The sequence below is a fragment of the Streptomyces sp. NPDC014006 genome, assembly GCF_043088925.1.
Lineage (GTDB): Bacteria > Actinomycetota > Actinomycetes > Streptomycetales > Streptomycetaceae > Streptomyces.
Window position 1 is genome coordinate 175,777 of record NZ_JBICAJ010000004.1, and the last position, 25,282, is coordinate 201,058.

22 protein-coding genes are annotated in these 25,282 nt (G+C 73.8%); 10 read left to right on the top strand and 12 right to left on the bottom strand.

What is annotated here, in order from left to right; genetic code table 11:
• The first annotated feature begins 144 nt into the window (after window positions 1–144).
• The gene (locus tag ACF1GV_RS16030) at window positions 145–672 is read left to right on the top strand and encodes a hypothetical protein (RefSeq protein WP_391680676.1); all 528 of its coding nucleotides are present in this window, start codon (window positions 145–147) and stop codon (window positions 670–672) included.
• Window positions 673–858: 186 nt separating this feature from the next.
• Here the strand turns inward: ACF1GV_RS16030 and ACF1GV_RS16035 are convergent, their stop codons facing one another.
• Complete coding sequence (locus tag ACF1GV_RS16035) at window positions 859–2,121, bottom strand: MFS transporter (protein WP_391681602.1); 1,263 nt, start codon at window positions 2,119–2,121, stop codon at window positions 859–861.
• Between the two features lie 514 nt (window positions 2,122–2,635).
• Here ACF1GV_RS16035 and ACF1GV_RS16040 point away from each other — a divergent pair.
• Both ACF1GV_RS16040 and ACF1GV_RS16045 read left to right on the top strand, forming a co-directional pair.
• Window positions 2,636–3,661 (top strand): NAD-dependent epimerase/dehydratase family protein, encoded by a 1,026-nt coding sequence (locus ACF1GV_RS16040; RefSeq protein WP_391680679.1) that lies wholly within the window; start codon window positions 2,636–2,638, stop codon window positions 3,659–3,661.
• The gene (locus ACF1GV_RS16045; RefSeq protein ID WP_391680681.1) at window positions 3,658–4,272 is read left to right on the top strand and encodes a glycosyltransferase family 9 protein; all 615 of its coding nucleotides are present in this window, start codon (window positions 3,658–3,660) and stop codon (window positions 4,270–4,272) included. Before ACF1GV_RS16040 ends, ACF1GV_RS16045 begins: the two co-directional genes overlap by 4 nt.
• Window positions 4,273–4,686: 414 nt before the next feature.
• Here ACF1GV_RS16045 and ACF1GV_RS16050 read toward each other — a convergent pair whose 3' ends face one another.
• A complete protein-coding gene (locus tag ACF1GV_RS16050) occupies window positions 4,687–5,253 on the bottom strand; it encodes a hemerythrin domain-containing protein (RefSeq protein WP_391680684.1) in 567 nt (188 codons plus the stop codon).
• Between the two features lie 270 nt (window positions 5,254–5,523).
• On the opposite strand from ACF1GV_RS16050, the gene ACF1GV_RS16055 reads away from it, so the two are divergent.
• Window positions 5,524–6,684 (top strand): CaiB/BaiF CoA transferase family protein, encoded by a 1,161-nt coding sequence (locus tag ACF1GV_RS16055; protein WP_391680686.1) that lies wholly within the window; start codon window positions 5,524–5,526, stop codon window positions 6,682–6,684.
• A 21-nt stretch (window positions 6,685–6,705) separates the two neighbouring features.
• On the opposite strand, the gene ACF1GV_RS16060 is transcribed toward ACF1GV_RS16055, so the two are convergent.
• The gene (locus ACF1GV_RS16060; RefSeq protein ID WP_391680689.1) at window positions 6,706–7,596 is read right to left on the bottom strand and encodes a hypothetical protein; all 891 of its coding nucleotides are present in this window, start codon (window positions 7,594–7,596) and stop codon (window positions 6,706–6,708) included.
• Window positions 7,597–7,793: 197 nt separating this feature from the next.
• Between ACF1GV_RS16060 and ACF1GV_RS16065 the strand changes: the two genes are divergently transcribed.
• From ACF1GV_RS16065 to ACF1GV_RS16075, 3 genes are all read left to right on the top strand, one after another.
• Window positions 7,794–9,377, top strand: a complete 1,584-nt coding sequence (locus ACF1GV_RS16065; RefSeq protein ID WP_391680691.1) for a hypothetical protein — start codon at window positions 7,794–7,796, stop codon at window positions 9,375–9,377.
• A 259-nt stretch (window positions 9,378–9,636) separates the two neighbouring features.
• Window positions 9,637–10,962 carry a lipase family protein gene (locus tag ACF1GV_RS16070; RefSeq protein WP_391680694.1) on the top strand — a complete coding sequence of 442 codons (1,326 nt, stop codon included), beginning with the start codon at window positions 9,637–9,639 and terminating at the stop codon, window positions 10,960–10,962.
• A gap of 50 nt (window positions 10,963–11,012) precedes the next feature.
• The gene (locus ACF1GV_RS16075; RefSeq protein WP_391680697.1) at window positions 11,013–11,234 is read left to right on the top strand and encodes a hypothetical protein; all 222 of its coding nucleotides are present in this window, start codon (window positions 11,013–11,015) and stop codon (window positions 11,232–11,234) included.
• Between the two features lie 66 nt (window positions 11,235–11,300).
• On the opposite strand, the gene ACF1GV_RS16080 is transcribed toward ACF1GV_RS16075, so the two are convergent.
• The gene (locus ACF1GV_RS16080) at window positions 11,301–11,630 is read right to left on the bottom strand and encodes an ANTAR domain-containing protein (protein WP_391680700.1); all 330 of its coding nucleotides are present in this window, start codon (window positions 11,628–11,630) and stop codon (window positions 11,301–11,303) included.
• A gap of 458 nt (window positions 11,631–12,088) precedes the next feature.
• On the opposite strand from ACF1GV_RS16080, the gene asnB reads away from it, so the two are divergent.
• Window positions 12,089–13,930: an asparagine synthase (glutamine-hydrolyzing) gene (asnB, locus tag ACF1GV_RS16085; RefSeq protein ID WP_391680702.1), complete on the top strand. Its 1,842-nt coding sequence runs from the start codon at window positions 12,089–12,091 to the stop codon at window positions 13,928–13,930.
• A gap of 7 nt (window positions 13,931–13,937) precedes the next feature.
• On the opposite strand, the gene ACF1GV_RS16090 is transcribed toward asnB, so the two are convergent.
• The 8 genes from ACF1GV_RS16090 to ACF1GV_RS16125 all read right to left on the bottom strand — a co-directional run bounded on the left by ACF1GV_RS16090 (window position 13,938) and on the right by ACF1GV_RS16125 (window position 22,722).
• Window positions 13,938–14,720, bottom strand: a complete 783-nt coding sequence (locus ACF1GV_RS16090; protein ID WP_391680705.1) for a maleylpyruvate isomerase family mycothiol-dependent enzyme — start codon at window positions 14,718–14,720, stop codon at window positions 13,938–13,940.
• A gap of 45 nt (window positions 14,721–14,765) precedes the next feature.
• The gene (locus tag ACF1GV_RS16095; RefSeq protein ID WP_391680708.1) at window positions 14,766–16,658 is read right to left on the bottom strand and encodes a DUF2264 domain-containing protein; all 1,893 of its coding nucleotides are present in this window, start codon (window positions 16,656–16,658) and stop codon (window positions 14,766–14,768) included.
• Entirely contained in the window at window positions 16,655–17,686 is a 1,032-nt protein-coding gene (locus ACF1GV_RS16100) for a hydroxyacid dehydrogenase (RefSeq protein WP_391680710.1), read from the bottom strand. Before ACF1GV_RS16100 ends, ACF1GV_RS16095 begins: the two co-directional genes overlap by 4 nt.
• A 21-nt stretch (window positions 17,687–17,707) precedes the next feature.
• Window positions 17,708–18,571, bottom strand: a complete 864-nt coding sequence (locus ACF1GV_RS16105; RefSeq protein WP_391680713.1) for a carbohydrate ABC transporter permease — start codon at window positions 18,569–18,571, stop codon at window positions 17,708–17,710.
• Window positions 18,568–19,530, bottom strand: coding sequence for a carbohydrate ABC transporter permease (locus tag ACF1GV_RS16110; protein WP_391681605.1), 963 nt, complete (start codon window positions 19,528–19,530; stop codon window positions 18,568–18,570). Before ACF1GV_RS16110 ends, ACF1GV_RS16105 begins: the two co-directional genes overlap by 4 nt.
• A gap of 33 nt (window positions 19,531–19,563) precedes the next feature.
• A complete protein-coding gene (locus ACF1GV_RS16115) occupies window positions 19,564–20,904 on the bottom strand; it encodes an ABC transporter substrate-binding protein (protein ID WP_391680716.1) in 1,341 nt (446 codons plus the stop codon).
• Window positions 20,905–21,023: 119 nt separating this feature from the next.
• On the bottom strand, window positions 21,024–22,130 hold the full coding sequence (locus ACF1GV_RS16120) for a substrate-binding domain-containing protein (RefSeq protein ID WP_391680719.1): 1,107 nt from the start codon (window positions 22,128–22,130) through the stop codon (window positions 21,024–21,026).
• Between the two features lie 139 nt (window positions 22,131–22,269).
• Window positions 22,270–22,722 carry a hypothetical protein gene (locus tag ACF1GV_RS16125; protein ID WP_391680722.1) on the bottom strand — a complete coding sequence of 151 codons (453 nt, stop codon included), beginning with the start codon at window positions 22,720–22,722 and terminating at the stop codon, window positions 22,270–22,272.
• A 226-nt stretch (window positions 22,723–22,948) separates the two neighbouring features.
• Here ACF1GV_RS16125 and ACF1GV_RS16130 point away from each other — a divergent pair, with 226 nt between their 5' ends.
• A complete protein-coding gene (locus ACF1GV_RS16130) occupies window positions 22,949–23,782 on the top strand; it encodes a PP2C family protein-serine/threonine phosphatase (protein WP_391680725.1) in 834 nt (277 codons plus the stop codon).
• A 506-nt stretch (window positions 23,783–24,288) separates the two neighbouring features.
• Entirely contained in the window at window positions 24,289–25,272 is a 984-nt protein-coding gene (locus ACF1GV_RS16135) for an MASE1 domain-containing protein (protein WP_391680728.1), read from the top strand.
• Window positions 25,273–25,282 lie beyond the last annotated feature (10 nt).

Genomic DNA, 25,282 nt, shown 5'->3' on the forward strand with positions numbered 1-25,282 from the left:
ATCCGGAGAAGGGTGCGGGCCTTTTCGCGTCCCTTTGCGGTGGATGTGGTCGAAACCACGCCGTCGGCGGGGACCGGGGTGGCGGGGGCAGGGGCTACCGTTCTGTGCATCCCCCTTCCTCCAGCGGCTTCGGACGGCCTCGCAGTGCACGCAGACCTCTCCCCGCTCATCGCGGCGACCTCCCACTGGCTGACCAGCGCCTACCCGGCCTGCGGCGGCGCGCTCTCGTCCGCCCTGTGCGAGGTCCAGGCCCGGCAGGCCGTGACGGTCGCCGCCTGGCTGCGCTACCCGACCGTGATGGACGCCGCCCTCGTCGGGATGGCGGGGCCCGGTGGCTCGGGCCGGCTCGACTGGATCACCGGCGCGGACGGTGCCGCCGCGGCGGACGGCGACGAGGACGCCTGGCGCAGCTGGGTCGACGAGGTCGTGGCCAGCTGGGCGGCCTGCCTGCTCGTGGACGCGGAACTGGCCGCGCTGGCCGTGGCCGCGCTCATGGAGGGCGATCACGCGACCGGCCTGCCGGTGGAGTTCCGCCGCCTGGTCACCCCCGACGACGGCGACCGCCGCGCGGCGGCACTGCTGCGGCACCCGGATCTGCTCGCCCCCGTGGCCGAGCTGCACCACGCCCCCCTGCTGGACCTGCTCCGGCCGGGACAGGCACTCATCGCCTGAGCGGGCGGCGCCGCCGGTTGATTTCCGGCGGCCGCACGGGCCTCGCTCATCCAGCCGAGGCCCTCACCCCGCAGGATGCCCCCGCCTCGGTAGAAGGCCCCCGCCCGCCGGAACGCCTCGCCCTGGTGGAACGTCCCCGCCCCGCAGAACGCCCCCGCCCCGGCAACCCTCTCCCCGGAGAAAGCCTCACGCCGCCGTGCTCAGCGACTCGCGCCCGGTCAGGTCGCCCTCCTGGGGCCGCAGGGTCACCGGCGTCGTGGCGCGGCGGTCGCGCAGCAGCAGGCCCGCGCCGATCGTGCCGGCGATGAGGAGACCGCCCGTGACCAGGGCGCCGCGCGCGCCCGCCCACTCCATCAGCAGACCGAGCGCCGGCGGCCCGCCGAGGCCCCACACCGTGCCGATGCTGCCCCACACGCCCAGCACCCGGCCGCGCAGATGGGCCGGGGGGTCCGTCTGGAGCACGGCCGTGCCCGCGGTGTCGGAGACGGACTCCACCACGGCCATCGGCAGCACCATCACCAGCAGCACCGCCAGTGACGGCGACAGCCCGGCGATCGCCTGCAGCAGCCCGCCCGCGGCGGCCAGCATGCCCACCAGCCGCACCGACGGCCGGTGCAGTCGTGCGCCGAGGACCGCGCCGAGCATGCCACCGACGGCGAGCACGGTGGAGACGGTGCCAAAGGAAGCCGCGCCGCCCGCGAGGGGTCCGGTGACGAGGACGGCGAGCGTCAGCTGGTAGTTGCGGCCGAAGACCGCGCTGATGCCGGTGATGCCGGCCAGCGCCAGCAGCCTGGGCCGGCGGGCGAAGAACGCGAGCCCCTGCCGCACGGTCATGTCCTGCCCCCGGTCGCGCCGCGGCGCCGTGGCCAGGCGCGCCGCACCCTCGCTGCGGCCGGGCGCCCCGGGTGCGGGTCGCAGGAAGGGGATCACGGCGGCGACGAACAGGAACGACAGCCCGTTCCCGGCGTACGCGGCGGCCGTCCCGAGGAAGCCGACGGTGACGCCCGCCAGGGCCGCGCCGGTGAGCCGGCCGGCGTTGTGCACGAGGGCGCCCACGCCGATGGCGGAGGGGAGGTCCTCCACGGGCACGAGATCGTTGCCGAGCAGGGCGCACGCCGGTCCGTCGACCGTGGCGACCAGGCCCGTGACGGCCGCGAGGATCATCAGCGAGGTCATGTCCAGCCGGTCCAGCGCCACCAGCAGCGCCGTGACGAAGGCCACGGCCCCGAGCAGTGCCTGGCTGACGGCCGCGGTCAGCTTCCGTGGCCAGCGGTCGACGGCCGCGCCGCCCACCAGGCTCATGAACAGCGCGGGCGCGGCCTGCACCGACATCGAAAGGCCGGTCGCGGCGGCGGACCCGGTGATCTGGAGGACCAGCAGGTTCTGCACGGTGAGCTGCATCCAGGTACCGGCGTTGGAGACGAAGTTCGCCAGCGACCACCAGCGCATGCTGCGGTGGCGCAGGGCGCGCCAGGGCGAGCGGGAGGCGCGGGAGCGCGGCGCGGCGGCGATGTGGGCAGGACTGGGCGGGGCGGGGTGAGGCGAGGAAGACACAGTGCGGCACTCGAAGACGAGTCGGGGCCCCGGAGGGGCGCGTCGGCGGTCACAGGGAACGCCGGCTGCGCTGCACGGTCGTTCGGATGCCGGATCACGGCGCGGACCATCGTGGCAGAAGGGGGTGCCGAGTGCTGGCCACCGCCCGCCGGGCGACCGTCCGGAAGTCCTCAACGAGCATGACGTCTACGGCATTTGAGGGGCGAGTGGGTTTGCTCACAGAGATCTACGAGCCGGTGCGGGAGCCGCCGGCCGTGTGGCGGCCATCACCCTGTGACACACGCGGGCCCCCACTGACCCCACCGACCCCCTGTTCACCAGACGTCAGAGCATGAAAGCGACTCGGAGGGGCACCCGGGAGCGGCGCCAGCGCGGCGGCAGGCACCACCGGGGAAGGAGGGTCCTTCTCATGACGTCGGCAACCATGATCTCCCCCGCGCCCCCGTGGCGCCGGGCCCTGGTCACGGGCGGAGCCGGTTTCCTCGGCTCGCACCTCGTGACGCGCCTGCTGGATTCAGGGGTCGAAGTCGACTGCCTCGACGATCTGTCGACGGGCCGCCCGGAGAACGTCGCGCCGGTGGCCGACCACCCCGGTTTCCGCTTCCTCGAGCTGGACGTGGCCGACCCCGGCTGCCTCGACGTCCTGAGCAGCCCTTACGACCTGGTCCTGCACCTCGCAGGACCCGCCTCGCCCGCCGACTGCCGGCGCCGCCCGCTGCAGACGCTGGACGCCGGCAGTCTCGGCACCCGCCACGCGCTCGCCGTGGCCGACCGTGACGGGGCCCGCTTCCTGCTCGCCTCCGCGTGCGAGGCGTGCGGACTCGCCGGCGGGGCCGGGGGCCCGTGCACCGGCGACGGACACTCCTATGCCGACCCGGTCGACCCGTGCGGTGCCTACGCCGAGACCAAGCGCTTCTCCGAGGTGCTGGTCGCCGCCCATGCCGGCGCCCGCGGCAGCAACGCCGGTATCGTGCGGGTCTTCGACACCTACGGCCCGCGGATGCGCGCCGACGACGACCGCCCGCTCTCCCGCCTGCTGGCCCAGGCCGAGCGCGGCGAGCCCGTCACCGTGGCCGGCGACGGCAGCCGGACCGTGTCGCTGTGCTACGTCGACGACGCCGTGGACGGAATGCTGCGGGTGGCCGCCGGCCGTTCGGTACGGCCCCTCGACATCGGCGGCGAGGAGCAGGTGCCGCTCGGGGAGCTGGCCCGCCGGGTGGTCGAGCTGACCGGATGCGGCGCGCCGCTGGAGTTCGCGGACGGTACGGCCGACGCACCCGGCCCGCGCCGGCCGGACACCGGTTTCGCGCGTGAACTCTTCGGCTGGCGGCCCAGGGTCTCCTGGCAGGAGGGCCTGGAGCGCACCGTGGCCGCCGCCCGGCCCGCGCCCGCCGCCGTGACCGTGGCAGCGGGCGGCAGCGGGTGGCTGTCGTGACGGCGCTCGTCGCACGGCTCGACGGATTCGACGGCGTCCTGCTCACGGGACCGGCCGTGCGCGCGGTGGCCGCTCGCAGCGGTGCCGTCACGATGCTCTGCACCCCCGCCGGAGCACCCGCGGCCCGGCTGCTGCCGCACGTGGACGACGTCGTCGTAGGGGAACCGGCCGGCCCCGAGGGCGCGGGAGGCCGCGATGCGGAGCTGCTGCGGCGGCGGACGACGGCCTACGACACCGCGGTGGTGCTCACCCCGTCCGGACACAGTCCGCTGCCCGTCGCCCGGCTGCTGCGTTCGGTGCGCGGGGCGGCTCGGATCGGGGCCGAGGGGACGAGCCCGCCGGAGTCCTCGATGTCTGCCACCGGCGCGAGCCCGGCCGGCACGCGGCCGAGGCAGCCCTCGATGCGGCCGCCGCGATGGGGTTCCGGCCCCGGACGGGTGACGACGACCGGCTGCGGGTACCGCCCGCGCCGGACACCGCTCAGCCGACGGCGGCAACGGGCCTACGTCATGCCGCCCCCGGAGCGGCGGCGCGGTTCCCCGAGTGGGGCACCGAGCGCTGTGCGCGGACCGCTGCCCTGCTCGCGGACGCCGGGCACCGCGTCGCCGTGACCGGGACCGCGCAGGAGGCCGCCTTCACCCCGGCGGGTCGCGGGCGACACCGCCGTAGACCTGGGCGGGCGGACCTCGCCACGCACGCTCGCCGGAGTGCTGCGCGACGCCGACTGCGTGCTCGCCGGGGACGCGGACACCGCCCACCTGGCGGCGGCCGTCGGCACCCCCGTCGCTTCGAAGGCGGCACCCGTGGGGGACGGGCGCCGTACAAGGTGCCCGCGGTCCTCTTCGGGGACGACATCTGCGCCGGGGCGGAGCGGGAGGCCACCCCGCGGGACATCGTCGAGGCCCTGGGGCGGCTGCTGACCGGGTGAGGAGCCCCCGCGTCTGCGCGGAACACGAGATGGTCACGTGGAAGGGCCCGCCGTCCCCGAGGCGGCGGGCCCTTCCCTGTCTGATCCCTGCGTGACGTCAGGCGTGCTTGCCGCGTCCGGACAGGGCATCGCGGATCCGGTCCACCAGTCCCGCGCCGGGCGCCAGCATCTTGTTCGCCGGCGGCTTGTCCGGCGCCATGGGGTGCGGGCGGGTCGGGGCCATCTTCTTCGCCTGGCGCACCTTGTCGCCCAGCTGGTCGAGGGCCTGAGGGGGGCACGCGGCGCGCAGCTTGGGGAAGAGGTTGCCCTCCTCGTCGGCCACGTGCGAGCGGATCTCGGTCATGAGCCTGCCGATGAGCCGGTCGAACTCCGGGTCGGTCGCGTCGCAGCCCTCCAGATCCTTCATGATCTGCTCGGCCTCGGCGTGGTCCTCGAGCTCCTTGTCGGCGATGGCGTCACCGCCGGGCACGTGCTCGCGCACGGCCGGGTAGAGGTAGGCCTCCTCCGCCACCGAGTGCCGCACCAGTTCCATCGTCACCTTGTCGGCCAGGAGCTTGCGGTCCTTGCTGCCGGGCGGCAGCGCCTCGATCTGGCCGAACATCTCCTCGACTTCCCGGTGATCGGTCACCAGTTCGTCGATGACGTTTCCTCCATGGCCAGCCATGTTCTTTCACCTCCGGGGCAGGGCGCGCGGCGGTCCCGGCCGGAACCGCCGTGCGCCACGAGTGCCCCGGCGCCCCCAGGGCTAACGCCCCGCCGAGGCGCGTGACACGTCCGGCCGTGCGGCCGTCCATTGGACAAGGCGGCGTGCGGGCAGGGGGCGATGCGGGACATTCCGTCGAGTGCGGCGCCGCCGCACCGCCCGGAGAATGACCGCCGCACGCCCCACGTCCCGCCCCGGGCGCGATGAGCGCCCGCTCGGAAAGGTAGGCCGATGCCGCACAGCGCAGCAGCCCGCAGTCCTCTGGCCGGAGTCCTCGTCGCCGACTTCGGACGCGTCCTGGCCGCCCCGTACGCCACCATGCTGCTGGCCGACCTGGGCGCCGACGTGATCAAGGTGGAGCATCCGGACACCGGTGACGACACCCGGGCCTGGGGACCGCCGCACGCCCACGGCGAAGCCACGTACTACCTGTCCGTCAACCGCAACAAGCGCTCCGTCGGGCTCGATCTGCGCGACGAGCGCGACCGTGCGCGCGCGCGGGAGCTGGTGCGCCGCGCCGACGTCCTGTTCGAGAACTTCCGCCCCGGCACGATGGACAAGTACGGCCTCGGGCCCGGACCGGCGCACGAGCTCAACCCGGGCCTGGTGTACTGCTCGGTGACCGGTTTCGGCGACGGTCCGGGCGCGGCCCTGCCCGGGTACGACCTGCTCGTGCAGGCGGTGGGCGGTCTGATGAGCGTCACCGGAGCGGAGCCGGGGCAGCCCGTGAAGACGGGCGTGGCCGTCGTCGACGTCCTGACCGGGCTGCACGCGGCCGTCGGCGTGCTGTCCGCCCTGCGCCACCGTGACGCCACCGGCGAGGGGCAGCACGTCCAGGTCGATCTGTTGTCCTGTCTGCTCTCCAGCCTCGTCAACCAGGCAGCCGGCTACACCCTCGCCGGCAGCGTGCCGGGCATCCTCGGCAACCGGCATCCCTCGATCGCGCCGTACGAGGTGTTCCGGGCGAAGGACCGGCCGTTCGTCGTCGCCGTCGGCAACGACCGTCAGTTCGCGGCCCTGTGCCGGGGTCTGGACGCGCCGCACCTCGCCGCAGATCCGCGCTTCCTGAGCAACGCCGACCGGGTGGCGCACGTCGGCGAACTCGCCGAGGGGCTGGGAGCGGCGCTGGCCCAGCGCACCGCGGCCGACTGGTTCGACCGGCTCACCCCGCTCGGAGTGCCGTGCGGGCCGGTCAACGACGTGGCCCAGGCGTTCGACCTGGCCGACACGCTCGGCCTGCACCCCCGCGCCACGGTCACCGGACCCGACGGAACGCCGATGAACCTGGTCGCCAACCCGATCGGCCTCTCCCGCACTCCGGCCCGCTACGATCGCCGCCCGCCCCGGCTCGGCGAACACACGGACGACATCCGGGCGTGGCTGGACAGCTGACAGCCCGGCCCGGGCCGGGGATCACGCAGGTACGTCACCGCCCGACCGCCACAGCTGCCCGGTCAGCCCCACCGGGTTGCCGGCCGGGATCAGGCGGCTGCCGAGGACCCGCCGGGCCAGGGGCTCCAGCAGGGCAGCGAGGCGCAGGGCACCGTCCTCGCCGATGGCCTGCCAGGGCTGGTGTGCGGCCGCGTCGGTGCGTGCCTCCACCGCCTCGCGCAGCGCCGTGCCGCCGGCGGTGAGGGCGCCCGCGGGGTCCAGCAGACCGCGGGCGCGCAGTTCCTCCTCCGTGGCCTGCCAGGTGGCGCGGTCCCACTTACGGCCCTCCCGCAGCAGTGCCGCGTCCGACTCGCCCGCCGCGGCCTTGAGGACCATCGCGGCGACCGGGCCCAGCCCGCTGGTCACCAGCGCGGCGACATGGCCGTCACCGCGGTGCTCCCGCAGCGTGGTCAGCGCCTGCCACAGGCGTACATGCGGCAGCCGGGGCGCGGGCAGGGCCTGGTTCGCGGCTCCGAGCACCCGCCCCGCCGTGTCCGCGGCCGCCGCCGCGGCCCAGGCCAGCTCGGCCGCCTCGGCCACCTTCGGCGAGGACACGGTGTCCGCGCCCAGCACCCGCGTCATCGCGGCGTCCATGGCTTCCTCCCGCGCCGCGAGCACGGCCTCGGGCGTCGCGTACCGCCACGCGTCCGGCAGTGCCCGCGCCACCCGGTCGGCGTGGAAGACGTAGAAACTGCTGGTCACGACCGGTGCCGCCACGGGGCCGAGCGGGGCGGCGCGCAGCGCGAAGTAGCCCGTCCAAAAGCCGCGCAACCCGAGGCCGTCGGCGGCGCGCCGGGCCTCGGGGGCGAAGTAGACAAGGTCGTGCACCGGTTCGTACCGCTCCCACAGCACCCGCGCCAGTCCCTCGCTCACCGCGTCCTCCCGTCCTGTGGCCGTCGTCCGCCGGCACCGGCCGGTGCCGGACGCCGCCACTGACAGCAGCATCCGTCATGACGGCTGTCATAACAAGCGCCCTCGTCGGGTGCGGGCAGCACTCTGTCGACCGGGCCGTGCGGGCCGTACACTCCCAAAGCGCCCACATGCGGGCGTAGTTGACGGGGGGAGCCGCCATGTCCGGGTATCCGTACGGCTCGAGCGGGCCGCAGGCCGTGCCACCGCTGCCGCCCATGCCTCCGGGCCCGCCCACCCCACCACCCGCGCCGGCGGACGGTCTGCGGGCCGCCGCCGTCGGTCTGCTCAACCTCAGCGGCCTCGGGCTCGGTTACGCACTGCTGCGCCGATGGCTCGCCATGGCCGCCTGCTGGGCGGCGACCGCGGTGCTGCTCCTGGTGGCGCTGCCCGCCGAAGCGGACGGCGTGCCGGGCGCCGCCCTCGTCCTGTACGCCGCGTTCCTGGTGGCCGCCGCCGTCCACGGTGCCCTCGCCGGGCTGCGCACCCCGCTCACCCGGCCGTCCCGGGCCCCCGTCGCCCTGCTGCTCGGCGTGGTGCTGCTCGCCGTACCGGCCGGGGGAGTGGTGCTCTACGACCGGGCCCGCGACGAGGCCGTGGAGAAGATGCTGCTGGACCGGCTCGACGAGGCCGACCGGCTCGTGCGGGCCGGGGGTACGCAGTCCTTCACCGCCGCCGAGTCCGGCTACCGGCAGGCCCTGACCGCCTACCGCGACCTCGACGCGAACCACCCCGGATCCCGCGCCGCCGGCAAGGTGCCCGACCGGCTGCGTGCCTACTACGCGACGATCGGCGCGCCGTACGAGCGCAAGGACTACTGCGGGGCCGTCGCGCCGCTCGCCTATCTGCGCACGGTGCCGCGGACGATGCCCGCCCGCAGCCTCGGCGCGCTGACCAGCTGGCCGGACGACCGGCTGGCCACCTCGCTGTACGAGTGCGGGGCGACCGCGCTCGCGGGCGGCGACGCCACCTGGGCGGACCGGTTCGCGGACCTGCTGACCGCCTTCTCCGGCTCGCCGCAGGCCGCCCGTGTCGAACCGGCGGTGCGGGCCGCCGTGGGCCGGGCCGAGCAGGACGTGCGCGGCACCGACCCGTGCGCCGCCGTCGAGCGGTTGCGCGGTCTCGGCGCCCGGATCACCGACCTGTCCGGCAGGAGCGCGGGCGTGCGCGAGGCGCTGGCGCGGGACGCCGGGCGTGCCTCCGGCAGCGCGGACGCGGGCGCTTATCCCTGCGGCGTCGACCAGTACAGGGACGGTGACTTCGCGGCGGCGCAGAAGACCATGGAGGACTTCGCCGCCCGGCACCGGGGCGACCGCAACCGCGCCCTGGCCGAGAAGATCGCCATCGCCGCGGAGGTCGCGCAGACCCTGCCCGCGGCGGGCAAGCACCTGCCCACCACCGCCGGCGGCGGCAGCGTCTCGGTGACGGTCAAGAACGACAGCCCCGACGACATCCGGGTGCTGTACACCGGCCCGGTCACCGGCTCGTTCACCCTCAAGGGCTGCGGCAGCTGCACCGCGTACTCCTGGAGCAGCACCCTCAATCCGGCGTTCAAGCCATGCGACGACAGCGGCAAGGACTATCCGCAGCGCACCCTGCAACTGCCTCCCGGCACCACCTGGTTCGTGCACAAGCCGGTCGGCGGCACCACCACCGCGGGCTCCGACACCGCCAAGTTGTCCTCCGACTACGTCTACACGGAGTGCGCCTACACGACGCAGAGCTTCGGGTCCACCACCTCCTGAGGCCCGGTTCTGGTACCGGAACTAGCTCTGCGCAGCCGTAATCAGACGCTGAGTCAAATTACTGAACCGTAACCTACCGGCCGGTACCGGCGGTAACCCCTGGCCGGATAGCGTCCCGGCAAGCCACCACCAGCGGTGGCGCGGGGGCGGGTCCGTGGGCGACGGACGCCCCTGCGCCGCCGGCTCCGGGGTGCCCGGGCGACGCGCGGTGCCCGGCACACCGGAGACTTCCTGCCGGCCGCTTCACAGGAGGTTCCCCATGCCCGCATCCAGACGGCTCCTGGCCGTGGCGGTCACCGCCGCCGCCTGCCTCGGCGCCCAGGCCCTCGGCGCCACGGCCGCCCGGGCGGCCGACCCGGTCGTCTCCCGGGGTGTCACCATCCCCGCCTTCTACACCCCGCCCGCCGCCCTGCCCCACGCCGACGGCACCCTCGTACGCAGCGAACCGCTCCCGCTGGCGCTGAGCCTGCCGAGCCTGCACGGGCCGCTGCCCGGGAAGGCGACGCGGCTGATGTACAAGTCGACCGACGGCAACGGGCAGCCGATGGCCGTCACCGGCGCCTACATCGAACCGGCGGCAGCCTGGAAGGGCGACGGCCCCCGCCCGCTCGTCGTGGTCGCGCCCGGCACGATGGGCCAGGGCGACCAGTGCGCCGCCTCCCTCGGCCTGGAGCACCCCCTGCGGTTCAACGGCCGCACGGTCTCCGTCGGCTACGAGGATCTGTCCGTCTACCGCCTGCTCGCCTCCGGCACCGCCGTCGTCGTCACGGACTACGCGGGCCTCGGTGCCACCGACCGGCTGCACACCTACGTCAACCGGGTGGACGAGGCCCACGCCGTCCTGGACGCCGCCCGCGCCGCCCGCTCGGTGCGCGGCGCCTCGGTCACCGCCGCCTCCCGCGTGGGCCTGTTCGGCTACAGCCAGGGTGGCGGAGCCACCGCCGCGGCCGCCGAACTGCAGCCCGCGTACGCCCCCGACGTCCACCTCGTCGGAACGTACTCCGGTGCGCCGCCCGCCGACCTGACGGAGGTCACCAAGGGCATCGACGGCACTGAACTGACCGGCGCCCTCGGCTGGTCCCTCAACGGCTTCCTGCAGTCCGACCCGTCCCTGAAGCCCCTCGCCGAAGCGCACCTGAACGCCGCCGGCCGGGCGGCCCTCGCCGACCTGTCCACCATGTGCGTCGGAGACGCCCTCTTCCGTTACGGCTACCAGCGCAGCACCCGGTGGACCACCGACGGCTCCTCGCTGGGCGAGATCATCGCCGCAACGCCGAGGCTGCAGGCGTTCCTGGACACGCAGCGGATCGGCAAGCTGAAGCCGGCCGGTCCGGTGCGGGTGGCGACCGGCGTCAACGACAACCTCGTGCCGCACGCCCAGGCCCGCCGGCTCGCCGTCGACTGGTGCGCCCTGGGCGCCGACGTGACGTACCGGCCCGTGAACCTGCCGAACCTGGTCAGCCCGCTGATCAACCACTTCGGACCGCTGCTCGCCGACCAGGGCGACGCGGTGACCTGGCTGACGGACCGGCTCTCGGGCCGGCCTGCCCAGAACACCTGCGCGAGCCTGCCGGGGCAGCGCTGAAAGGTGCGGGAGGGGATGCGCGGCGGCCATGGGCGGGTGATCCTTGACCCATGTCCGCGCAGCGTCCCGTGATCGTGCATCCGCCGTCCCCGACGGGGGGACGGCGTGTGCGGGTGGACGGCGAGATCCTCGGTCTCGCGCACAGCCAGGCGGACGTCGTGGAGTTCCTGCGCCGGGCGGGCCTGGAGATCGAGGCCGAGGAACTGGCCGACTCCCCGCTGATCGACTGGCGCGGCGTGGGCCCCGACGACTGGGGCACCGACCGCCCGTGAGCCGGGCCCGGCAGGCCTGCAGCACCTCTTCCGAGGCCTGCCGCGACCTCTTCCGTGGGTGTGCGCTCAGCCTGGGCCGCGCCGGCCCAGCCGTGCGGTCAGGTGCGCCCGCACGTCCGCGGGGAGGACGCCGGTGCGGGCCCAGGCGACGACCAGTTGGGCCACCCGGCGCAGTTTGACGTTCGTGCACATCGACGTCTCGCGCAGCGCGTCCCACGCCTCGGCCGGCGGCACGCGGCCGACCGCGACGACCACTCCGATCGCCTGGTCGATGACGGCGTGCGAGGTCACGGCCTGCCGCAGCTGGGCGACCGTCTCCTCCAGTTCACGGATGCGCTCGGCTGTGTTCTGCGGCTCCCGGAGCGCACCGGGGAGCCGCTCGGCGTGGACGTCCACATGGCCTCCGCGGGAATCGGGAAGGGTGTCTGCGGGCCGGTGTCATCCGCCTGCCCCGGAGGGACACAGGGTAAGCGCGGCGGCGACGGGGCCGTGTCGAACGCCGTACCCCCGAGGCGGTCGGGCCTCCTCCACCGTCACATCACCGGACGCGCTCGGCAACAGCGGCGCACCGGGACGGCTCAAGCCGGGATGTTTTCACAACTCTTTGCCGATGGCCGATTCCTGACGACCGACGGCCGAGGCTGAGCCTCCGACGGCTTTCGCGAACGTAAAGCGCGGCTGAATAGCCCAGGTCGGCCGGTCTGTGCGGGGGAGGGCCGCGTTGACCGGAACCGGGTCCGTGACGCACGGTCGGAATGTAGATGGCTCATACAACTGGTTCACCGGGGCAACCTCGCTGGTCGCGGACACAGGTCGGCGATGTGCCCCGGCGCACCGGAGGCGGGAGGCGGAACATGTGCGGCATCACCGGCTGGGTCTCTTTCGACCGTGACCTGGGCACAGAGCGCACCTCACTGGACGCAATGACCGAGACGATGGCCTGCCGCGGCCCCGACGACGCCGGCATCTGGGTCCAGGGACCGGCCGCGCTGGGCCACCGCAGGCTCGCGATCATCGACCTGCCCGGCGGGCGCCAGCCGATGACCGCCGACACCCCCGAGGGCACCGTCGCCCTGGTCTACTCCGGCGAGACCTACAACTTCACCGAGCTGCGCCGCGAACTCACCGGCCGCGGCCACCGCTTCACCACCGGCTCCGACACCGAGGTCGTCCTGCGCGGCTACCTGGAGTGGGGCGAGGCCCTCGCCGAACGCCTCAACGGCATGTACGCCTTCGCCGTATGGGACGCACGGCACGACAAGCTCGTGATGGTGCGCGACCGCATGGGCATCAAGCCCTTCTACTACCACCCCACCTCCGACGGCGTCCTCTTCGGCTCCGAGCCCAAGGCGATCCTCGCCAACCCGCTCGCCCGGGCCCGGGTGCGCCCGGACGGTCTGCGCGAGCTGTTCACCATGATCAAGACGCCTGGGCACGCCGTCTGGGACGGCATGCGCGAGGTCGAGCCGGGCACCGTCGTCACCGTCGACCGCACGGGGCTGCGTACCCGTGCCTACTGGAGCCTCGACACCCGGCCGCACACCGACGACCGTGACACCACCATCGGCACCGTCCGCTCCCTGCTCGACGACATCGTGCGCCGCCAGCTGGTCGCCGACGTGCCCCGCTGCACCCTGCTCTCCGGAGGTCTCGACTCCTCCGCCATGACCGCGCTCGCCGCCCGGCAGCTCGCCGAGCGCGGCGAGAAGGTGCGCAGCTTCGCCGTCGACTTCGCGGGCCAGAGCGATCACTTCGTCGCCGACGAACTGCGCGGCACCCCCGACACCCCCTTCGTGCACGACGTGGCCCGCACCGCGCACACCGAGCACCAGGACATCGTGCTCGACGCGCAGGCGCTCGCCGATCCCGAGGTGCGGGCCAAGATGATCCGCGCCCGCGACCTGCCCGCGGGCTTCGGCGACATGGACGCCTCCCTCTACCTGCTGTTCCGCGCCATCCGCGAGCGCTCCACGGTCGCCCTGTCCGGCGAGTCCGCCGACGAGGTATTCGGCGGCTATCTGCAGTTCTTCGACGAGGAGGCCCGTCGCGCCGACACCTTCCCCTGGCTGGTGAGCATGGGCCGCCACTTCGGCGAGGACACCGAGGTGCTGCGCCCCGACCTGCTGGACTCCCTCGACCTGTCCGGATACGTCGCCGACGGCTACCGTACGGCTGTCTTTGGCATCGAACGCCTCACCGGCGAGAGCGACTTCGAGTACCGAATGCGGCAGATCTGCCATCTGCACCTGACCCGGTTCGTCCGCATCCTGCTCGACCGCAAGGACCGTGCCAGCATGGCCGTCGGCCTGGAGGTCCGCGTGCCGTTCTGCGACCACCGGCTCGTCGAGTACGTCTACAACACGCCCTGGGCGCTGAAGTCCTTCGACGGCCGGGAGAAGAGCCTGCTGCGCGAGGCCACCGCCGACCTGCTGCCGAAGTCCGTCTACGACCGGGTCAAGAGCCCCTATCCGTCCACACAGGACCCGAAGTACGCGGCCGCCCTGCAGGAGCACGTCAAGGACCTGCTCAGCCGTCCCTCCCACCGGGTGTTCGACCTCGTCGACCCTGGCCGGGTGCGCCGGATGGCCCAGCGCGACGAGCCGGTGAGCACGCAGGCCGAGCGGCGCGGCCTGGAGCGCACCCTCGACCTGGCGATGTGGCTGGACCTGTACTCACCCGAGATCGTGCTCGACTGACAGCCGGTCAGTTCAGCCAGAACCCGGTCCGCCGCAGCCACAGGTCGAGCAGAAGGCGATCGCCGTGGATCCGGAGGCGGTCGTGGACGGGCCGGCCGTACATGAGCAGCAGCAGATCGGCGAGCGGGCCGCGCACCGTCGCCGCCGCCGGCCCGCCGGCGTGCTCCCAGCGGGGCCCGTCCGGGCCGAGGTCGACGAACCAGCCCGGCCCGGGGCGGTCGCTCGGCGTGAAGCACAGGCTGCGTCCCTCGCCTAGCAGCGGTTGGGCGCCGTCGCCCGCCTCGTACGCCTCGGGCAGCAGCCCGAAGCCCATCCACACATCGAGCCCGTGCCGGGCGACGGCCGGGTCCAGGGTGTAGGCCGCGCCGACGGTCCAGGCCGCGTCGGCGCGGTGTACGACGGTCTCGAACAGCGCGTGCCGGGCCCAGAACGTCACCGGCTGGTCCGGCATCGCGGTCCACACGCGCACGTCCTCACCGGCGGCCGCGAACGCCTCCACCAGCTCCCGCGCCCCGTCGGTCAGCCAACCGCCGAGGACCGCGGGGTCACGGTCGTCGTAGTGGAAGACGTCGTCGACCAGGTCGTGCGGCACCTCCTGCGTGGCCCGGGTCCGCACGACCGTCTCCGCCCACCGGTGCGCGCCGCCCACGTGCCGCAGCAACTGGCCGAGGTTCCAGGCGGGACAGGTGGGGACGCGGGCGGTGACGTCGGCGCCTTTCACAAGTGCGTGCAACCGGTCGGTCTCGTCGAGGATCGCGGCGCAGTACCGGTCGAGGCTCCAGTGCGTCATCCGCCCACCCTAGGAGAGGTCCCGGGCAGCCTGGAACCGTCGCGGCTACGGCACCTCGTGCACCACCCCGAGCGGCTCGAACGCGACCCGGGTGCGCGCCGCGTCATCCGCCCAGACCACCTCGACCGCACGGCTCGTCACGGTCACGCCCCGCACCGCGCCCGCCAGGCCGACGCCGTCCCCCGCAACCAGCGCGGCAAGGCACACGTGTACGGACGTCCCCCCGGCCGCCCCGGTGAGCCGCGGGACCTCGGCCCAGCGCGTGTACGCCGTGCCCTGCGGTGCGCGGACGGTCCCGGCAGCGCCGTCGAATCCGAACAGCGGGTGCAGCGCGGAGACCAGGTCCTCTTCCGGGCCGGTGGCCCACCCCGTCTGGGTGACGCGCGACCCGGCCGGCGCGCCGACCACGCGGTGCACGCGCAGCTCGTACGGCCCCCTGGCCACGGTCACGCTCTCCACCCGCAGCCCGGGGACCATCGGCGGGCCGCCCGCGAACACCGGCCGGTGCCAGGACGCCGCCCAGCCCCAGCCGTCGCCGTGCCCGGCGCCGAGCGGATGCAGCCGGCGCCGCACGCTGCTCCGGTCGCCGACGTGCACCGACAGATGGTTGTCCGCGACGTTGTCCGGCGCGGTCGGCCCGGTCCGCGTCGAGTACGCCTGCCGCCCGTAGTGCGGATCGTCCTCGGCCGCCGTCTCGCCCTCGTGCGGGCGCACATGATCGCTGCCGTGGTTGTGCAGCCGTACGATCCCGTCGGGGCGCGTCGCCTGCACCAGCAGCCCCGGTGCGGGCAGCGCCAGCACCCGGTCGGCCTCCTCCACAGGCGCCGGCTCCTCCACCGCGGTCCACAGCGCGTGGTCCGCCGGCGCGAGCAGCGCGACGAACGCCTTGGAGGCCCAGTAGGGGGAGGCGGGCCCGGAGTACGGTTGCAAGCTCGCCTCGTGCGGCCCGTGCCAGCCCAGCGTGAGCAGACCGTCCTCGCTCAGCGCCCCGCGCTCTATGAAGTAGCGCAGGCTGCCGCTCGCCAGCCGCCGCGACACCCCGGGTGTGAGCGGGGTGTGCCCGGTCAGCGCGCCCAGCGACACGGCCGCGGAGGCCGCGAAACGGTACGTCAGCGAGCGGCCGAAGTGCAGGGGCGCCCCGTCGGCGCCGAACATCAGGGCGCAGCCCTCCAGATGCTCGCGCAGCCGGGCGCCGTGGAGCTCCAGCATCTCGCGGTCGCCGGACAGGTGGGCGTCCAGCACCGGATACAGGTGCAGCGCCCAGCCGTTGTAGTGGTCGAAGGCCCGTCCGTCACCGTCGGCGTACCAGCCGTCGCCCCGGTACCAGCCCTCCATCAGCTCCAGCGCCCGTTCCCGCGCCGCGGCGGTCTCCGCGTCGCCGCGGCCCACCGACTCCAGGAACCCGGCGACGGTGTACGGGAAGAGGTACCAGTTGTTCGGCGCGGGCGTGTGCCGCAGCGCCCCGCGCAGCCACTCCTCCGCCCGGTCCTGCACCCCGCCGTCCAGCTGTTTCCACAGCCAGGGCGCCGTCAGCCTGAGACCGAGGGCGACGGAGGCGGACTCCACCATCGGCTGGCCCTGCACCTCGTGGTCGAGGATCAGCGGCCACGACTCGGTGTCGTCCCGCCCGGCGGTGCGGGTGCCCGCGCCGAGCCCCTCGGCGTACCGCTCCAGCCAGCCGTGCGGATCCTCACCGCCCGTCCCGGCGACCCGGAAGGCGGCGGCGAGGAAGGTGCGGGCGTACCCCTCCAGACCGTCGGAGCGCACCCCCGACCGGGAGGGGCGGCCGGGCAGGTCCAGCAGTGCGCCGCCCGGCGTGCGCCACCGCCAGGCCGCGGTGAGGAGCCCGTCCGCCACCGCCTCCCAGTGGGCGCGCGTGTACCCGGTGTGCGGGCTGGACGCCCGGTCCGCAGGCGGCAGTTCGAAGGGGATGCTCATGCGAGGAAGGCCAGCCTTTCGCGTCGTACGGGGTGGAGGAAGCCGGCGCCCGAGGCCCAGCGGGCCGTCTCGGCGACGGCCAGATCGGCCAGGCGGCGCCACTCGTTGCCCTGGGAACCGGCGAGGTGCGGGGTGATCAGCACGTTCTCGCAGTCCCACAACGGGTGCTCCGGCGGCAGCACTTCGGGATCGGTGACGTCGAGGACGGCGCGGATACGGCCGGCGAGCGCGGCGTCCGTGAGCGCGTCCTGGTCGATCACCGCTCCCCGGGCGGTGTTGATCAGCACCGCGTCGGGCCGCATCGAGTCGATCAGCGTACGGCTGACCAGGCCCCGCGTGGTGGGCAGCAGCGGCGTGTGCACGCTGACGGTGTCCGCACGCCGGAAGAGCTCGGCCAGCTCCACGCGGCGCACGCCGAGTTCGGCGGCGTCGGCGTCGGTGATGTACGGGTCGTGCAGCAGCACCTCCACGTCGTGCGGGCGCAGCAGTTCGACGACGCGGCGGCCGATGAGCGACGCCGAGAGGATGCCGACGGTGCGGTGGTGGTTGCCGACCGAGCGGGGCGTGGCGAGCGCGTCGACACGGCGGCGCACCGCGCGGTACTCGCGGGCCCGCTCCAGGGCGCGCTTGCCGGTGAGCAGGATCATCGACAGCGTGTACTCGGCCACCGGCAGCGCGTTCGCCGCGGCCGCCGAGGACACCTCGATGCCACGCTCCCAGCAGGCGTCGGTGACATGGCCGCGCACGCTGCCCGCGGTGTGCACGACCGCCCGCAGCCGGGGCGCCGCCGCGAGGACCGCCTCATCGAGCGGCGGGCAGCCCCAGCCGGTGACGAGGACCTCGGCGTCGGCCAGCAGGGCCCGGGCCCGGGCGGTGGTCAGGTCGTCCAGCACCGGAGGGGGCGCGAGGTCGCAGACCGCGCCGAGCGCGGCCAGGGCCTCGGGGTCCAGGACGGCCGCGGCGGCGGCCCGGGACATGGCGAGGACGGCGCGCGGGCGAAAGCCGGGTCCCGGCGATGACACGGTCATGGATCTCCTGTCGTGCGCGGCTTACTTGACGGCGCCGGCGGTCAGACCGCTGCGCCAGAAACGCTGGAGGAGGACGAAGGCGAGGATGAGGGGCAGGACGGCGAGCAGCGAACCCATGATCACCACCGGGTAGTACTCCGGCGACACCGACGCGGAGCTGTTCCACGTGTACAAGCCGAGACTGACCGGATACAGGTCCTGGTTCGACAGCATCACCATGGGCAGGAACAAGTTGTTCCAGATCGCCGTGAGCTGGAACAGGAACACGGTGACCAGCCCCGGCCCGAGCATCCTGAACGCCACGCGCGCGTACGTCGTCAGCTCGCCCGCCCCGTCGATGCGGGCCGCCTCCAGCACCTCGTCGGGCACATAGCCCTGCGCGAAGATCCGGCCGAGGTAGACGCCGAACGGGTTGAACAGCACCGGCACGAACACCGCCCAGAAGGTGTTGACCAGCCCGGCCTTGGAGGCCATCAGATACAGCGGCAGGGCGAGCACCGTCTGCGGCACCATCACGGCGGCCAGTACCACCCCGAACAGCTTCTCCTTGTGCCGGAAGCGGTACTTGTCGAAGGCGTACCCGCAGGCCATGCTCACGAGCGCGCCGATCGCGGCGCCGAGCACCGCGTACAGCAGGCTGTTGAGGTACCAGCGGCCGTACTGGCCGTCGTCCATCGTGAACAGGTCGCGCAGGTTGTCGCCGAAGGAGAAACCGCTCGGCGACAGCAGGTCGCTGCCGAACAGCGCGTCCCGGTTCTTGGCGGCGGCCAGTACCAGCCACAGCACGGGCAGCAGGGTGTACAGCACGGAGAGGCCGACCACGGCGTTGACGGTGGCCCGGCCCATCAGCCTCGGGCGCAGCAGGGCGCTGCCGGGGGCACTCATCGGGCCTCCTTCGCGTCGGCGCGGCCGGTGAACCGGGTCACGCCGTAGGACAGGGCGATCGTGCAGGCCAGCAACACCACCGACGCGGCCGCCGCCAGACCGTAGTTGTTGCGGGTGAAGGCGGCGTCGTAGATGTACATGCTGGGCGAGAACCGGGAGTTGACCATGGGCGAGGACTGGCTGAGCAGCATCGGCTCGGTGAACAGCTGCAGCGCCCAGATCAGGGTGAACATCGCCACCATCACGAGTGAGGCGCGGATCAGCGGCGTCTTCACCTGCAGCGCGGTGCGCACCGGTCCGGCGCCGTCGACCACCGCCGCCTCGATCACCTCGCGGGGCACCGCTTGCAGTGCGGCGTAGAAGACCACCATGTTGTAACCGAGGTTGGACCACAGGGCGATGTTCACGATGGACGGCAGCACGGTATGCAGGCCCAGGAAGTCGATGTGCAGGTCCGCCTTCGCGAACAGGTCGATGACCGGACTGATGCCCGGCGTGTACAGATACAGCCAGATCAGCGCGGCGATGATGCCGGGCACCGCGTGTGGCAGGAACAGCCCGAGCTGCGCCCACGCCCGCAGCCGTACGACACCCGAGTCCAGCAGCAGGGCCAGGGCGAGCGCGCCGGCGACCATGAGCGGGATGTAGATCAGGCAGTACAGCGCGACCGTGCCCAGCCCTGCGAGGAACGTCGGGTCGGTCAGGACGGCCGTGTAGCTGCGCAGGCCCACGAAGACCTGCCGTTCGGGGCCGAAGCCGAGGCCGGGCTGGTCGTCGCTGAAGAAGCTGAGGTAGAGGGCTGTCCCCACCGGGATCAGGAAGACGGTGACCAGCAGTGCGAAGAACGGCGTCATCAGCACGCCGCACGCGGTCAGTTGCCGGCGTTGGGCTGCCCGGCGGGCGCGCGTGGCGGGCGCCGCTGTGCCGGCGGTCGTCGTGCGCTGCGGGGTCGCGGTCATGGCCATGGGGTTCTCACCTGCCTTTCGGGCGGCTCAGGTGGTGTGCTCGGTGGTGGACAGGCCGAGGGCCTTGAGGTCGGGCATGGTGCCGTCCTGGGCCGTGCGCAGGGAGCCGACCAGGCTGCCCTGGCCGGCGCCGACGCGGGCGAAGGAGTCCTGCATGACCTTCTGCGTGGCGGTCATCCGCGGGCCCCACACCCAGCCGTCGCGGATCTTGGCGGCCTCCTGTTCGAAGAGGCGGTAGATGTCCTGGCCGCCGTAGTAGGAGCGGTCGAAGGCCTCCCGGCCGACGGCGACCAGCGCGGTCGCGGCCGGGTACTGGCTGGATGTGCCGCTGGACAGGCGGGCGCGCAGCGCGTCGGGGTGGGAGACCTGCCACTCGATGAACTCCATCGCGGCCTCGGGGTGCCGGCTGTCCTTCGTGACGGCGAAGGTGGAGCCGCCGTGCGTGCCCACGTAGGGCCGGCCGTCGTCCCACTGCGGCAGCGGGGCGATCCGCCACAGACCCTTCTGGCCGGGCCGCGCCTTCATCTGCGCCCCCGCGTCCCAGGCGCCGCTCAGCCGGGTGAGCACCAGGCCGTTGGCGATCTGGGCGTCCGCCTGGCGGCTCTCCACCGCGTTCATGAACACGTCGCCGCGGTCGACGAGGCCCTGCCAGTAGTCCGCGACCCGCCGGGAGGGCGCGTCGGTGAGGGAGACGTTCCAGGCGCCGCCCCGGGTGTCGAACCAGTGCGCGCCCGCCTGCCAGGCGTACGCGGCGAACTGGGTGGCGCCGTCGGTCGGGAACAGCACCAGGCGGCGGCCGGGAGCCTTGCGCCGGACCGCTGCGGCCAGTTCGCCGAACTCCTCCCAGGTGTGCGGGAGCCGAAGCCCGTACCGCTCGAACAGGTCGGCGCGGTAGTGCATGACCATCGGCTCGACGTCCAGCGGGACGCTGAACACACGGCCCTCGAACGTCGTCAGCCCCAGTGCCTGCGGCAGCAGCCTGGCCCGCAGCGTGTCGCTGACCAGACCGGTGATGTCCCGGGCGACGCCGTCGATGGCGAAGCCCGGCACCTGCGGATACTCGATGGTGGCGACGTCGGGCGCGTTGCCCGCCCGGGCGGCGTTGCTGAGCTTGGCGTAGCCGCCCTGCCCGCCGGAGGGGATCTGCTGGAACTCGACCTGGACCGTGCGGTGTGTGCGGTTGAACGCGTCGACGACCTCCTTGCTGCCGCGCAGCGCGGACCAGAAGGTGATGCGTGTGACGGTGCTGCTGCGCGACCGTGCGTCGCCTGCGCCGCCGCACGCGCTCACGCCTGCGGCGAGCGGCGCGGCGGTCAGCGTGGCGAGCACGGATCGACGGGTGGGTCGACGGCTCGGTCGACCGGGCATGGTGCCTCCCGCGGCTCCTGTGTGTCCGGGACACGGCTGTTCGGGGACACCGGCATCCTCGGGCGGCCGACCGTAAACGGTCAATAGATCGATCAGAAGAAAATTAAACGCTCAAACGCTCATTGTGGCTGCCGGTCGGCCGGAGCCCGGGTCGAGCCGCGCACCATCAGCGACGGCAGCAGCTCGACGCGCTGCACCGCCCCGGCCGCCGGTCCGCCGCTGCGGCCCAGCCGGCGCAGCAGCAGTTCCGCGGCCACCCGGCCGACCTCCGCCTTCGGCGGGGCCACCGCCGTCAGCGGGGTGCTGCCGAGGGAAGCGACCACGTCGTCGTACGCCACGACCGAGCAGTCCTCCGGCACCCGCACCCCGTCGTCCGCGAGCCGCTGGACCAGCATCAGCGCGTCCACGTCGCCGTGCAGAACGGCGCCCGTCGCCCCCACCTTGCGCAGGATCGCCGCCAGTTCCGCGGTCTCCTGCCCGGTGTACGGCCCGTCCTGCCCCGCCTCCGGGGCGCTGAGCAGCCACGCCCACTCCTCGATCAGCGGGTGCGCCTCGGCGATCTCCCGGAAGGCTGCCCGCAGCGAGCGCGCGGTCGGGCTGTCGTCGCGGGTGGCGAACACCAGACGCCGGTGGCCCAGTCCCACCAGGTGCTCGACGGCGAGGCGGGCGCCATGGACGTGGTCGGAGCAGACGGAGTCCATCGCCTGCAGCGCACTGCCGGGCGGGGGGCGCCGTTCCATCAGCACGGCCGGCACATCCAGCGCGGCCAGCCATGCGTAGTCGGCCTCCTCCACGGCCCGGCTGCGCCAGCGCGGTGCCAGCAGCAGCCCGCGCGCGCCGTCCGCGAGGGCCCGCTCCACCAGGGGCCGCTCGGCGCCCGCCACCTGCGGCGCGATGTGCAGCGCGATGCGCAGTCCGGCGTCCTCAAGCACCGTGCGGGCGCCGTGCAGGGTCTCGGAGAGATACGAATGCCGCTCGGGTACGACCACCGCGACCGCGTCGCCCTCCGCGGCGCCCCCGGTGGGTACCTCCTGCGCCGCCAGCGCCGAGCGCACGACACCGTGCCCGCGCCGCAGCCTCCCTTCGCGGGTCAGCTCCTCCACGTCCCGGCGCACGGTGACCACCGACACCTGGAGCTCCGCCGCGAGGTCGCGCACCCGGGCGGAGCCGCGGGCCTGCACCGCGGCGAGGATGCGCTGACGCCTGAGATCGACCGGCTCCCGCACATGTGCCTCCCCGAGCCGCGGATGTTCGTTTGAGCGATTGGGCTCATCATATCGATCGCCGACGGGGCGGGAGGCGGAACGGTGCACACGCTGCCGCGGTGGTTGCGGCGGGCGGGGTCTGACGCCGGGCGGCGGGGGTTCAGTCCCACAGCGGGTAGGTGACCACCCGCTCGAACCCGCTCGGCCGGCCGTCGGTGTAGGTCAGCGTCATCCGGGTGTAGTGCCGCGTCTGCGGATGCTTCTTCCACGGCTTCGGCTGGTCGAGCCGCACCTTCACCGCGAAGGAGTGGAAGCGGCCCGCCGCGCAGTACGGCTTGCAGTCGTTGACCGCGTTGACGCCCTCGGCCACCGCCGCGCGCGTGCCCCACCGCTTCCAGTGCAGGGAGCCGAGGCGGCTGTTGCCGTCGCCGCAGGCCAGGATGAAGTCGGCGGGGCGCACCCGCGGATGCCACAGGCAGTCGACGAGCACCGGAGCGGGCGCGCGCCGCGCGGTGTGGGCGGTAGGCGCGGCCGAGGACGCCGGAGCCGTCGCCGCCGCGAGAGAGGCGGCGGCACAGAGAATCAAGGCCGCCCTCAGCGTGTGTGTGCGCATGGTCCGCTCCCGCTGTCGTCCGCATTGCGCCAGGTCGCCCGGCACGGCTGCACGACCGTCTCATGCCGGGCGACGAGGTCTGCTCCGACGCTACGACCGCGGCGCGAAACGCACCACTCGTCCGGAGCAACCGGTCCCTGACGGTGACATCCCCGTTATCATCACCTAAGCGCGAAAACAGATGATGTGTCCCTGAAGCAGGGCTTTCGTCCCGGCCGGAGTGATCATGTCCCGCAAGCGTCCGTCGGACGACGGCGATGAGTTGCTGGCCAGGCTCGGTGCCCTGACCGCCCAGGCGCGCGAGCGCGCGGAACTGCAGCGTTCGCAGGTCGAACTGGCCATCGCCCTGCAGCGCGGCATGCTCCCGGCCCACCTGCCCACCGCGCCCGGCTTCCATCTGGCCGTGCGGTACACGCCGGCCAACTCGGGACTGAGCGTCGGCGGTGACTGGTACGACGCGTTCACCCTGCCCGACGGGCGTATCGGGCTGTCCATCGGCGATGTCCAGGGCCACAACATCGACGCCGCCGCCTTCATGGGGCAGGTCCGGGTCGCGCTGCGCGCGCTGGCCTCGGTCACCAGCCACCCGGGCGAACTGCTCACCCGCACGAACGACGTGTTGCTGTCGCTCGGCACGGATCTCTTCGCCACCTGCACCTTCATCCGGCTGGACCCGGCCACCGGGCTGCTGGAGAGCGCCCGGGCCGGCCACATACCCTTCGTCTGGGCCACGGCCGACGGCCGCTCCGGCATCGCCGAGGGGGAGGGCGGCCCGCCGCTGGGCGTCCTGGACGGCATCTCCTACCCGGTCGCCCGCCACCATCTGACCACCGGCGGGGTGTTCGTCCTGGTCACCGACGGCGTGGTCGAGGGCCCGGCACTCGGCGTCGACGAAGGCCTCGACCAGGTGGTCCGCCTCGCCGGCGTCGCCGCGGTCGCCGGCCTGGAGGCCACGTCGCTGGCCGCGGCGGTGATCAGGGGCGCGGAACGTGTGGGCCACGCCGACGACGCGGCGGTCCTGGTCGTCGGCCACGACGGCCTGCTGCCCCGGGAACGCTAGGGCTCGCCGTCCGGCGCGGACCGGACCGACGCGAGGGGCCCGTCCGGTGTCCGGCCCCGCGCCCCTCTTGGGCGGGGCCGGCCGCAAGGTGGCCCGACCTCCGCGGGGCGGGCCCGCCCGAGGCGAGCGGCCCAGCCCTCCCCCCGGAGCGGCGCGGCGCCCGCCTTCGCGAGTGACCAGGCCCCGCGGAGCGGCCCGGCGCCAGTCTTCGCGGAGCGGTCCCGCCTCCGGGCGAGCGGCCCAGTCCTCCTGTGGAGTGGAGCGGCGCGGCGCGAGCCTGCGCGGGGCGGCCCCGCCCCGGGCGAGCGGCCCAGTCCCTCCCCGCGGAGCGGATCGGCGCGGCGCCGGCCTGCGCGGGCCGGTCCCGCCCTCGGCGAGCGGCCCAGTCCCCCCCGCGGAGCGGAGCGGCCCCGCGCCAGCCCCACCAACGCCCCCACTCAGCCATCGGGCGGGATCCCGGCGCGTCACGGGTCGCTGTCTCGGGGGTGGCGGTGTCTTATGGCGGTGTGGTGGCTTCCCGGGACCTGCGGCGACCGGCCGTGATCGTGCTTCAGGCGCTGGCCGTCGCCGCCTGCTACTACGCGGCCGCCCGGCTGGGGCTGATGCGGCAGCTGGTGGTGGAGAGCGCGGTCGTCACCCCCATCTACCCCGCCTCCGGCGTCGCCGTGGCCGCGCTGCTGATCCTCGGTCTGCACGTCTGGCCCGGCGTCGCCGTCGGCACGCTGGTGCTCATCGCGTCGATCGCCCCCGTCCAGCTCGACGTGCTCGGCACCGTCGCCGGCAACACGCTCGCCCCCGTCTGTGCCTGCCTGCTGCTGCGCCGTGCCGGCTTCCGGCTCAGCCTGAGCCGGTTACGCGACGGTCTCGTGCTCGTCTTCCTCGGCGCCCTGACCGCCATGCTGATCAGTGCCTTCGCGGGCGTCGGCCTGCTCGTCGCCAGCGGCAAACTGCCCGCCCCCGACTTCTGGCCCGTCTGGCTGGCCTGGTGGGTCGGCGACGCCATGGGTGTCCTGATCGTCACCCCGCTGCTGCTCATGCTGTACACCGTGCGCCTGCCGCTGGTGCTGACCCGGTGGAAGGAGGCCGTGCTCCTCACCCTCATCACCTGTGCGCTGGTCCCGCTGGCCACCCACTCCACCCTGAGCATGCTCTTCCTCGTCTACCCCCTGCTGATCTGGGTGGCCCTGCGCTTCCGCCTCGCCGGCAGCATGCTGGTCGCGCTGCTCACCTCCGTCCTGGCCACCGTCGCCGCCACCGACCGCGTCGGCCCCTTCGAGCAGCTCACCCGTATCGAGGTGATGGTCAAACTCCAGGCGTTCAACGGCTCCATGGCACTGACCGCCCTCCTGCTGTCAGCGGTGATCACCGAGCAGCTCAACACCCGGCGCTCGGTGGAGAACGCCTGCCAGGAACTCGCCGAGGTCCTCGAACACCTCACCGCCGGCGAGCCACCGCCCCCGCGCTCGCCCCGCGACCGCACCGACCACTGACGCGGCCCCC

Bases quoted from the DNA above. Each gene is read 5' to 3' on its own strand.
- ACF1GV_RS16035 (WP_391681602.1), bottom strand. From the start codon at position 2,121: ATGCGCTGGTGGTCGCTGGCGAACTTCGTCTCCAACGCCGGTACCTGG.
- ACF1GV_RS16040 (WP_391680679.1), top strand. From the start codon at position 2,636: ATGACGTCGGCAACCATGATCTCCCCCGCGCCCCCGTGGCGCCGGGCC.
- ACF1GV_RS16050 (WP_391680684.1), bottom strand. From the start codon at position 5,253: ATGGCTGGCCATGGAGGAAACGTCATCGACGAACTGGTGACCGATCAC.
- ACF1GV_RS16055 (WP_391680686.1), top strand. From the start codon at position 5,524: ATGCCGCACAGCGCAGCAGCCCGCAGTCCTCTGGCCGGAGTCCTCGTC.
- ACF1GV_RS16065 (WP_391680691.1), top strand. From the start codon at position 7,794: ATGTCCGGGTATCCGTACGGCTCGAGCGGGCCGCAGGCCGTGCCACCG.
- ACF1GV_RS16070 (WP_391680694.1), top strand. From the start codon at position 9,637: ATGCCCGCATCCAGACGGCTCCTGGCCGTGGCGGTCACCGCCGCCGCC.
- ACF1GV_RS16075 (WP_391680697.1), top strand. From the start codon at position 11,013: ATGTCCGCGCAGCGTCCCGTGATCGTGCATCCGCCGTCCCCGACGGGG.
- asnB (WP_391680702.1), top strand. From the start codon at position 12,089: ATGTGCGGCATCACCGGCTGGGTCTCTTTCGACCGTGACCTGGGCACA.
- ACF1GV_RS16090 (WP_391680705.1), bottom strand. From the start codon at position 14,720: ATGACGCACTGGAGCCTCGACCGGTACTGCGCCGCGATCCTCGACGAG.
- ACF1GV_RS16095 (WP_391680708.1), bottom strand. From the start codon at position 16,658: ATGAGCATCCCCTTCGAACTGCCGCCTGCGGACCGGGCGTCCAGCCCG.
- ACF1GV_RS16100 (WP_391680710.1), bottom strand. From the start codon at position 17,686: ATGACCGTGTCATCGCCGGGACCCGGCTTTCGCCCGCGCGCCGTCCTC.
- ACF1GV_RS16105 (WP_391680713.1), bottom strand. From the start codon at position 18,571: ATGAGTGCCCCCGGCAGCGCCCTGCTGCGCCCGAGGCTGATGGGCCGG.
- ACF1GV_RS16110 (WP_391681605.1), bottom strand. From the start codon at position 19,530: ATGACCGCGACCCCGCAGCGCACGACGACCGCCGGCACAGCGGCGCCC.
- ACF1GV_RS16115 (WP_391680716.1), bottom strand. From the start codon at position 20,904: ATGCCCGGTCGACCGAGCCGTCGACCCACCCGTCGATCCGTGCTCGCC.
- ACF1GV_RS16125 (WP_391680722.1), bottom strand. From the start codon at position 22,722: ATGCGCACACACACGCTGAGGGCGGCCTTGATTCTCTGTGCCGCCGCC.
- ACF1GV_RS16130 (WP_391680725.1), top strand. From the start codon at position 22,949: ATGTCCCGCAAGCGTCCGTCGGACGACGGCGATGAGTTGCTGGCCAGG.